This is a genomic window from Pseudomonas sp. JV245A (genome assembly GCF_032424515.1).
Taxonomy (GTDB): domain Bacteria; phylum Pseudomonadota; class Gammaproteobacteria; order Pseudomonadales; family Pseudomonadaceae; genus Aquipseudomonas; species Aquipseudomonas protegens.
This window is the reverse complement of sequence record NZ_VYKE01000689.1, coordinates 1-206: the sequence shown is the minus strand read 5'-3', so window position 1 is coordinate 206 and position 206 is coordinate 1. Positions and strand designations below refer to the sequence as shown.

The following is a 206-nucleotide window of genomic DNA, read 5'->3' as shown; positions in this document are numbered from 1 at the left end:
CAGTACGCCCAGCCCCCAACCGGCACGCCCGGGCATGACAAAACCCAGGAGCGCCACGGCCACCGCGCTCCAGCCCAGCACCTTGAAGTGAATCATCCAACCCAGGCTGGAGCGCAGCCCGCACTCCCAGCGGCTGGCGGCCTCGACACAGGCACCCACCCAGCGCGCATCCTCCATGAAGCCGTAGCGCAGGCCATAACTGGCGG

Annotated in this window: 1 pseudogene; it reads right to left on the bottom strand. The window is 68.9% G+C overall.

What is annotated here, in order from left to right:
* Positions 1 to 206: pseudogene (locus F6S12_RS33630) on the bottom strand (hypothetical protein); the annotation flags it as partial.